Annotated in this window: 8 protein-coding genes; all 8 read left to right on the forward strand. The window is 42.5% G+C overall.

The window, feature by feature from the left end; genetic code table 11:
* Positions 1 to 4: 4 nt before the first annotated feature.
* The gene (locus Q8O20_RS11900) at positions 5 to 490 is read left to right on the forward strand and encodes a hypothetical protein (protein ID WP_304740980.1); all 486 of its coding nucleotides are present in this window, start codon (positions 5 to 7) and stop codon (positions 488 to 490) included.
* A complete protein-coding gene (gene serA, locus Q8O20_RS11905; RefSeq protein WP_305531368.1) occupies positions 490 to 2079 on the forward strand; it encodes a phosphoglycerate dehydrogenase in 1590 nt (529 codons plus the stop codon). The genes Q8O20_RS11900 and serA overlap by 1 nt, the downstream gene beginning before the upstream one ends.
* Positions 2080 to 2221: 142 nt before the next feature.
* A complete protein-coding gene (locus tag Q8O20_RS11910; protein ID WP_305531369.1) occupies positions 2222 to 3934 on the forward strand; it encodes a TolC family outer membrane protein in 1713 nt (570 codons plus the stop codon).
* Between the two features lie 31 nt (positions 3935 to 3965).
* The gene (locus tag Q8O20_RS11915; protein WP_305531370.1) at positions 3966 to 6113 is read left to right on the forward strand and encodes a type I secretion system permease/ATPase; all 2148 of its coding nucleotides are present in this window, start codon (positions 3966 to 3968) and stop codon (positions 6111 to 6113) included.
* Complete coding sequence (locus Q8O20_RS11920; RefSeq protein WP_305531371.1) at positions 6113 to 7456, forward strand: HlyD family type I secretion periplasmic adaptor subunit; 1344 nt, start codon at positions 6113 to 6115, stop codon at positions 7454 to 7456. Before Q8O20_RS11915 ends, Q8O20_RS11920 begins: the two co-directional genes overlap by 1 nt.
* Complete coding sequence (locus tag Q8O20_RS11925) at positions 7457 to 8080, forward strand: response regulator transcription factor (protein WP_305531372.1); 624 nt, start codon at positions 7457 to 7459, stop codon at positions 8078 to 8080. It abuts the gene before it with no gap.
* Positions 8073 to 8864, forward strand: coding sequence for a hypothetical protein (locus Q8O20_RS11930; RefSeq protein ID WP_305531373.1), 792 nt, complete (start codon positions 8073 to 8075; stop codon positions 8862 to 8864). Before Q8O20_RS11925 ends, Q8O20_RS11930 begins: the two co-directional genes overlap by 8 nt.
* An 80-nt stretch (positions 8865 to 8944) precedes the next feature.
* Positions 8945 to 9640, forward strand: a 696-nt coding sequence (locus tag Q8O20_RS11935; protein WP_305531374.1) for a hypothetical protein, incomplete at its 3' end; no start/stop codon positions are given.

Here is a 9640-nt window from a genome sequence, read left to right on the forward strand (position 1 = left end):
TTCAATGAGACGTGCTGCTTTTTGGCTGTTTCCCCTTATAGCCTTCGCGGTAGCACTTTTCATCGTCTTATTTTTGGTGCAGATAAATCCTTCTGCGCCCAATATGAGTTTGACAGAAAATAACGATGAGATAAAATCCTCTGAGGGACTCAAAGGGAAATTGGGAAGCTGGATCAGTCATTTTTCCACTACGGAGGAGAACGGATACTTTTATCCGGTCAATGAAGTGACGTTGAATCTTGATATGGGCGGCGAGAGCGCTGTATCCGAAATGTACAGACTCACGATCAAACCTCAGAATTCGGATGAACTTTTGCAGGTTATAGAAGAGCTGAAACAAAGTACACTCCCTTATGTTATGCAAAATAATGAGGATATGAAATATATCACGGTTGATTCAACCGATCAGTTTCAACTGCAATCACTTGTAACAAAACTAAAAACCTACCAAATCACGGCGACAGTGGCGCCGTTTACCGAGGAAAAATAATGGAAAAATTTAAAATTGTTGTTTGTGATCATATTCACGAAGAGGGACTCAATATTCTTCGCCGTGATGAGCGAATAGAGATGATTTTTGCTGCGGATATGGATAAAACAGCTCTTTTGGATGTCATCAAAGAAGCTGATGTCGCTATCACCCGTAGTTCAACCGATGTTGATGATAAATTTATTGCCGCTGCAAAAGGGAAAATGAAAGCGATCGTCCGTGCCGGTGTCGGCGTGGATAATGTTGATATTCCCGGATGTTCAAAAGAGGGGATCATCGTTATGAACGTTCCTACAGCGAATACCATCGCTGCGGTTGAACTCACGATGACCCATATGCTCTCCTGTATGCGTATGTTCCCGTATTCCCATGACCATTTGAAAAATCAACGTGTTTGGAAACGTGAAAAATGGTACGGATATGAGCTGAAAGGGAAAAAACTCGGTGTTATCGGTTTCGGAAACATCGGAAGTCGAGTCGGTATCCGCTCTAAAGCGTTTGAGATGGAGGTCATCGCGTATGACCCGTATATTCATCCTTCAAAAGCGACCGACGTCGGTGCCAAATATACGACTAATTTTGAAGATATTTTAGCGTGTGATATTATCACGATTCATACGCCGAAAAATAAAGAGACGGTCGGTATGATCGGTGCAGATGAAATCGCGAAAATGAAAGACGGAGTTGTCCTTATCAATTGTGCACGCGGTGGGTTATACGATGAAGAGGCTCTTTATGACGGGCTTAAATCGGGTAAAGTGCGATTCGCCGGAATCGATGTATTTAACAAAGAACCGGCAATAGATCATAAATTACTTGATTTGGACAATATTTGTGTCTCTCCTCACTTGGGTGCCAATACATTTGAATCTCAATATAACATAGCAGTAGAAGCAGCACAGCAAGCAATCGAAGCGGCAAAAGGGATTGCGTATCCGCATGCGTTAAATTTGCCGATCGACGAGACAAAAATTCCTCCGTTTGTTAAACCGTTTTTAGAAATGAGTCAAAAAATAGGTTTCTTGGCCTCTCAAATCAACAAATCACCGATTGTAGGGGTCAAAGTAAGCGGTCGTGGTGATATTTCAGAGTATGTAAACTCTTTGGCAACGTTTGTTACCGTCGGCGCTTTGGCCGATATCTCCGGGGATACGATTAACTACGTTAATGCCGATTTCGTGGCAAAAGAGCGCGGTATTAAAGTGGAAACCGAATCACTGCCAGAGAGCCCGGTGTATAAAAATCTCGTAACGGTACGTTTGACAACGGACAAAGATGTTATCGAGATCAGTGCAACGATGTTTGGTGATGATGTTCAGCGTATTGTCGACATTAACGGTTTCGGTGTCGATGTTGAACCGAAAGGGAACATGATTCTCTTTAAAAATACGGATGTTCCGGGGGTTATCGGTCAAGTGGGTACACTTCTTGCCGCACATGAAGTGAACATCGCCGATTTCCGTTTGGGTCGTAATAAAAGCGGTGAAGCGCTCGCTGTTATTATCGTAGACTCTGCGGTTAATGATAAAACTCTTAAAGAACTTTCTGCCCTTAACGCGTGTATTAGCGTCTCTTACGCACGCATCTAATCTCTCCTTCGGGAGTAGATATATTTTTCCATATATCTTCAGTTTTTCTTTCCTCTTTCCTCCATTTGGTGTGTTATAATGTGTGACTAATTTTTTTTAACTTGTTTTTTTTTGTAAATTATATCAAAGAATAGGAACCTATATGGGTAGATATGCAGTTACTTTTCCTACTATTTTTGGAACCTTTTTTGTATTAGCTTCATTGAATCTTTGCGCACTTGATTTGAAATCAACTCTACACGAGAGTCTTAATACGAATCCTGAAATAAAACAAAAATACCAAGAACTTTCTGCAGCGTATCATGAACTTGATATTTCCCGCTCAGGCTATTTACCGAAACTGGATGTTCGAAGCAGTATTGCTAAAGAGCGTGCTAACACACAAATGACCGGTTTTGAGAGTCGTTCTTTTAAAACGGTGAATACCAATATAACCCTCTCTCAGAACCTTTTTTCAGGCTTCATGACCGATTCGGAAATGAGGGTTAAGCGCCATCATATTCAAATGAAGTCCTTTGAATATGATGAAAAAGTAAATGATCTTTCTTTGCGTTTGATTAAGGGGTATTTGGATGTGCTGAAAGCGCACGAATTATTGGAAGTTGAGCGTGATAATTCGAAAACTCATGAAAAAATCTATCAAAAGATTTCACTTCGTCTTGAAGCAGGCGGCGGTAGAGTTGCTGATCATAAAGAAGCCTTGGCGAAGCTCTCCCTTAGTTATGTTAATGCCTTAACACAAGATAACAATTATAACGATGCAGCGAATATATTACACACATTAACAGGGCACTATTTAGATATCAAAACACTTCAAAAACCTTCTATAAACTCTTCTTTACTTCCTCGGACACTCGAAGAGGCTATGGAGGATGCGATCCAAAAAAACGTATCGGTTATGGTTGGGCAATCGGAAGTGGAAAGTGCGAAAGAGTCGGTTGATCTGGAACGGAGCACCTATTATCCGAAAGTTGATGCGGAACTTAACTCACGTACCTATGATAATGCTAACGGTACCGGAAATATTGATAAAACAGCCGCCGCCATGGTGACGTTGAGCTATAACCTCTATAACGGAGGGGGCGATGAAGCACGGGTTAAACGAAGCCTGAGCCAAACGTATAATGCAATGGAACATCTTAGGTCGCTGAAGCGTGATGTGATGGAAAAAATGGCGATTGCCTACAATGCCTATACCGTCTTTAATCGTCAAAAACCTTTTTTAGATCTCTATCGTGAAGCAAATTTTGATAAGACACATTTTTACCATGAAGAGTTTGATCTGGGACGGCGAAGTTTGATCGATCTTTTAGACTCTGAAAATGAATACAGTACGGCTCGTCGTAAAGCGATTGAAAACGAGTATGATCTTCTCTACTCTTTTTTCCGTGTATTAGCGGCAAAAAATGAGTTAGTCTCTTATTTTAATATTGAGACGGATAAAGAAAGTGGGATGAAGTCCACCGATCCTATCCCTACTAACAGTGAATTTGCCCCCTCCGTCGGAGAATACCCGATGATTCCGACATTAAAGATGAACACTCAAGAGATCAATCTCCCTAAAGCGGAGGGTAACGTAACTTCTCAGAGCGTTACACAGGATCAAAAAGGGTATGCATACCATCTTAAAGCGGCACGTTCGGGAGACCTGCAGAGTCAGTGCAAACTGGTGTACTTGTATGAGCAGGGGATAGGGACGGTAAAAAATACAGATAAAGCGCTGTATTGGAAAAAACGGTGTGTTCCAAAACCAAAAGCTGAATTTGTGTCGCCCCCTAAAGAAAAAGCCAAATCATTGGATGAGAGGCTTAAAGAACTCGGGATACTGTTAGAAGAATCGCAAAAGGGAAGATAAGCCAGATGAAAGCACTATATAAAGGTAAGCAATGAGTCTTAAATACGATGATAAAACCGATCCGTTATTAAAATGTCTGGTCCTTTTTACCAAGCTGTATCACACCCCTTACAGTGCTGAAGCCTTAACCTCTGATCTGCCGCTTAAACCGGGTGAGAGCACCCCTGAACTGTTTGCCCCCAACAGTTCCAAAGGGCTTTTTTCCCGTGCTGCCCGTAAAGCCGGTCTCACCAGCCGTATCGCCCATAAAAAACTTTCTGAAATATCTCCGCTGGTACTGCCGGCAATTTTGATTCTCAACGGAAAAAAGGCTTGTATCCTCGAATCGTATAGTAAGGATCGAAAACAAGCCAAAATTATTTTGCCCGAATTGGATGAATCTGAAACATGGGTTGATATCACCGAACTTGAAAAAGAGTATATCGGGTACGTTTTCTATTTGAAAAAAGAGTATGCCCTCGAAAAACGATCCCAAAAAGCGACCGATCATACGACAGGGCATTGGTTTTGGGGGACATTGTGGATGTCCCGTTTTATTTACCGTGATGTTATTCTCGCTTCGTTGATTATCAACATCGGTATTATCGCCAGCCCCCTCTTTACTATGAACGTTTATGACCGTGTTATCCCTAATGATGCGATGGAGACGATGTGGGTATTAGCCAGCGGTATCGTTTTGGTGTATGTGTTGGAAGCACTGATGAAATTTACCCGCAGCTATTATCTCGAAACGGCCGCTAAAAAAAGTGACGTGATTATGTCGTCGATCATTTTTGAAAAAGTGCTCGATATGAAACTCGAAGCGCGCCCGAAATCGGTCGGATCATTTGCCAATAATTTGAGAGATTTTGAATCGGTGAGGGGGTTTATCTCATCCTCTACGCTGACGGTATTGGTCGATATGCCGTTTTTAGTTATCTTTTTAATCATTATATGGATGCTCGGGGGGTTGATGGTCTTTATTCCGATTTTTATGGGACTATTGATCTTACTCTATACCGTTTCCATTAAGCCCCAGCTTCAAAAAAGTATTGAAGCGACCCATCAGGCATCGGCCAATAAAAACAGTGTTTTGGTTGAGAGTTTGATGAATCTAGAGATGATTAAGACCATGGGTGCGAATGGAAGGTCTCAGTACGAATGGGAAGAGGCAAACGGTCATATAGCCAATGTCAGTCTTAAATCAAAATTACTCACGGCTTCAATCCCTACCGTCACCGGATTTTTGACGCAGGTGACAACCGTAATGCTAATTGTCGCCGGGGTCTATATGATTCAGGATCGTTTAATGACGATGGGGGCTTTGATCGCGATCGTCATGCTCACGTCGCGGGCGATGGCACCGATGGGGCAGGTTGCCGCCTTGATTTCCAGCTATCAAAACGTTAAAAGCTCCTATGACACCTTAAGCAAAATCATTCAAATGCCCGCAGAACATCCTAACGGAACTGAATTTTTGAAACGTGTCGGATTAAAAGGGGATATAGAGTTTAAAAATGTCTCTTTCCGCTATCCCGATGAGGATAAATACTCTTTGAAAAACGTCAGTTTTAAAATCAAAGCAGGGGAGCGAGTCGGGATAGTCGGACGGATCGGATCGGGTAAAAGTACGATTGAGAAGATCATATTAGGGCTTTACAGCGTCAGTGAAGGTTCTGTATTGGTTGACGGTGTCGATATGTTCCAAATTGATCCGATTGATTTGCGTAAAAGCATCGCGTATGTTCCGCAGGATCTATCGTTGATTAAGGGGACGGTACGGGATAATATCATTTATCGCGACCCTTCCGCCGATGAGCGGATGATTTTCCGTGCCGCGAAAATCAGCGGTGTCGAAGATTTTGTAAATCGCCATCCTAGAGGATATGAGATGAATGTCGGTGAGCGTGGCGAGGGGATCTCAGGTGGGCAACGTCAAAGTATCGCCATTGCCCGCGCCGTTATCTCGGATGTACCGATTATCCTTTTGGATGAGCCGACCAATATGATGGACAGCCTTACCGAAGAGAAAGTCAAACACAATCTTAAAGAAGTATTGGGCGGAAAAACAGTCATACTTGTAACTCACAAGACATCACTCCTTGATCTTGTCGATCGCTTAATGGTGGTAGAAGAGGGTAAAATAGTGGCGGATGGTCCTAAAGAAGACGTGTTAAAAAAACTCGCAGGAGGTAAGTGATGAAATTCTCTAACGATCGCGGTTTTGACGATTCCGATTTGGAGTATATGTCCAGTCTCTCCACGGCGGCAAATCGCAATACGGCGCAATCATCCCGTATCTTTTTATGGTCGGTTTTGGCGCTGGTTAGCGGAACATTGATTTGGATGAGTATTGCAGAGGTCGATGAAATTACCAAAGGGGAGGGGAAAGTAATCCCCTCTACCCATCTGCAGGTGATTCAAAATCTTGAGGGCGGGATTGTTGAAGAGATACATGTCAATGAAGGGGACAGCGTCAAAAAAGGGGATTTGCTGATTCGTTTAAGTGATATAAAACCCAAAAGTGAATTTGACGGTAACCGAATCCAATACTATGAATTAAAATCAAAACTCTATCGTCTCCAAGCGGAAGCGTCAATGGGGAATTTTTCGATAGATCCACCCCAGCGGCAAGAACTCGATGGATTTATTGAGCGTGAAGAGGGGGTATTTCACTCGAATCGAAGTCTACTCATTAGTAAAATAAATATTTTGAATGAACAAATGAATCAGCGCTTAAGCGAACTCTCGGATGCCAAATCAAAAGCGAAACTTCTCTCGGAAACTCGAGAAATGATCGCTAAAGAGGAAGCACTTTCTCAGTCGATGTTTCAAAAAGGGGTTGAATCCAAGAGTGATTATTGGAAGGTTCAACGAGAACGGAGCCGAATAGAACGAGAATTGGAAGAGGCTCAAAACTCCATTCCAAGGCTGGAGTATGCGGTAGCGGAACTCAAAGAGAAGATGCTTCAGGAAAAAATAGATTATCAAAACAAAGCGAAGCTTGAACTGAGTGCAACCAATGCGGAACTTGGGCGGATTGATACGAGTTCTATGCCGTTATCCGATCAAGTCGATCGCTCTAAAATCATTGCTCCGGTAACCGGTGTTATGAAGCAGATGTTTATCAATACCGTCGGCGGTGTGGTGCGTCCCGGGATGGATATCGCCGAGATTGTTCCGACCGAAGACTCCCTGCTGATCGAAACAAAAATCAAACCTTCTGATATAGGATTCCTTCATCCGGGACAAAAAGCAATTGTTAAATTTTCCGCTTACGATTTTTCGATTTACGGTGGAATGGTGGGTGAAGTGTACCAAATCAGTTCGGATACGATTATCGATCAGCAAAAGCAAGAGAGCTATTATTTGGTGAAAGTTAAGATCAATCAAAAACTGGCTATCAACTCTAAACTAGCAAAGGTCACAATTATGCCGGGTATGACGGCAAATATTGATATCCTTACCGGCAAAAAGACGATTTTACAGTATTTGATGAAACCGATCATCAAAGCGCGTCAAAATGCCCTTACGGAGAAATAAATGTATCGCATAATCTTAGTAAGTGAATCAGAATCGTTTGTCAAAACTCTTGGAATTAAACTATCCGAGATTGGGTATTCTTGGCTCTCTTTCGATGAGATGAAGTCCGATGAGAAAACGCAAGATTCCTTTATTGTCATCTTGGATATTCAATCCTTTCAGATGACATTCCACGCATTGGGAGAATTTTTAAAAGAGTATCCCTATCCTGTTTTGGTCATGAGTGCGATTCCTACCTTTGAAGAGGGATATCCTCTGTTGCGTATGGGGGTCAGAGGATATGCCAATAGGCATATCGGCTCGGTTCATCTCCAGAGTGCGCTGAGTGTTCTTGAATCAGGGGGAAGCTGGTTTGATCCTGGATTTATGAATGATTTGATTCGTCATATCGATTATCGAGGTACTCCGAGTGAGAGCGGACAAGAGTCGTTCGAAATATTGAGCGAGCGTGAACGGGAGATTGCCCGATACATTGCGCAAGGGCTTAGTAATCATCAAATAGCAGAGGTACTGGAGATCACAGAACGTACGGTAAAAGCACATCTTCTTTCATGTTATAAGAAATTGGGATTAAATGATCGTGTGAGTCTTGCCTTGTGGGTCAAAGAGGCAGGGTATGTCTAAATCCTATCAAGAGAACGGCTCCAAAGCGATAGAGCGTTATTTGGCTGACGTTGCCCCTTATGCGGCACAAAAGGTTGAAGAGGAGCAACCGCAGGCGGCTGAAGTGACGGTTTTGTCCATTCGAGCTTTTAACGGGATTGTCGCGATGTGTCAAGAGGAGTTGTCTAATGCCGATGAAGAGCATCTTCAGCATATCTTATTGATGATGTGTCATATCGATGTAAACGCTTCAGGTGAAGTGCTTTGCGGACAAATAAACGGATTTATTTCTCATTATATCGAATATTATAGACCCCTCAGCGAGGGAGATGACCCCTATTCAGCCATCAGCGAAGAGAATTTCAACAAATTAATTCGATTAAAACACTACGGAGAAAAACTTCGTTATTATGTAAAAAATTTTATCGCACAGAGCAAAAAAAGAAAATGGTATCAGTTGAGTATTTCTGCATCAAAGTACCAATGGGCGGAAGATCAAGTACACGATCTTGAAACGGCGCTGGCCACAATTAAGTATCGACTTGAGGAAGACAGCGATAAAATGATCCAAAAAATTGTTGATAATTTTTATATTATCTATATTTGTCTTTTGGCTTTGGTAAAATATTCGAAATTGAAACAAGATTTGATATTAGAGCTAAGTGCCAATGCCCAAATTGACAGAATCTTAGATATGATCGATCCTTCGTTTCAAGCGCATACGCTAAAAAATAAATATCTTCTTTATTATCATCTGGTTTATGAACTGAAAGAGCTTCATACCAGCGTCCTCTCCGACATGTAAAGTTGTCCGATCGGACAATTGACCTTCACTCTATAGTATGGAATAATTTGACACTGAAAATTTCCTAAATGGAGCAAGTCATGTCAAAAGCGATTGGTGAAGTAACCCGTATTGATGGAGAGTATATTGTTAAATCAGGTGATGGGTCATTAAAGATCTTAGCACCAGGGACACTCCTTTTCGAAGATGACGTGATTCAAGGGCGCGGCGGTAGTCGCGAACTTGAGATTGAGCTTGTAAATGGGGATAAACTTGTTTTGGGCGGAGATGAAGTGGTCACGCTCAGTGAAAGTGTTATTTCCAAAGAACCGTTTGATGCGCAAGATACACAGATAGAGCCTGAGCAAATTGTGAGCAAGGTTGATTCAAGTGATTGGACCATGAGTATTGATCCAGAAATGATTATAGGATCGATCGAACCGGAACATTTTGTGGCGAGAGCGTTTCTTGATCATGATATTTTGGATTTAAATAACGGGCCAGCTTTCAATACAAATGGGGCAGCTTTCAATGATGGGTTAATCGGATTGACTCCGGAAAATGAAGTGACTGCAGATGTTGACGCAGTTGAAGCTGCCGTGGAAACGGTAGAATCAACAGATGTGCTGGAAGCACCGGCAGCAGAAACGATAGTTGATGCTGCGGCTGCACAAGCTGCTGCAGAACAAGCGGCTGCACAAGCTGCTGCAGAACAAGCGGCTGCACAAGCTGCTGCAGAACAAGCGGCTGCACAAGCTGCTGCAGAACAAGCGGCTGCACAAGCTGCTGCAGACCAA

Source organism: Sulfuricurvum sp. (assembly GCF_030691015.1).
GTDB lineage: Bacteria > Campylobacterota > Campylobacteria > Campylobacterales > Sulfurimonadaceae > Sulfuricurvum.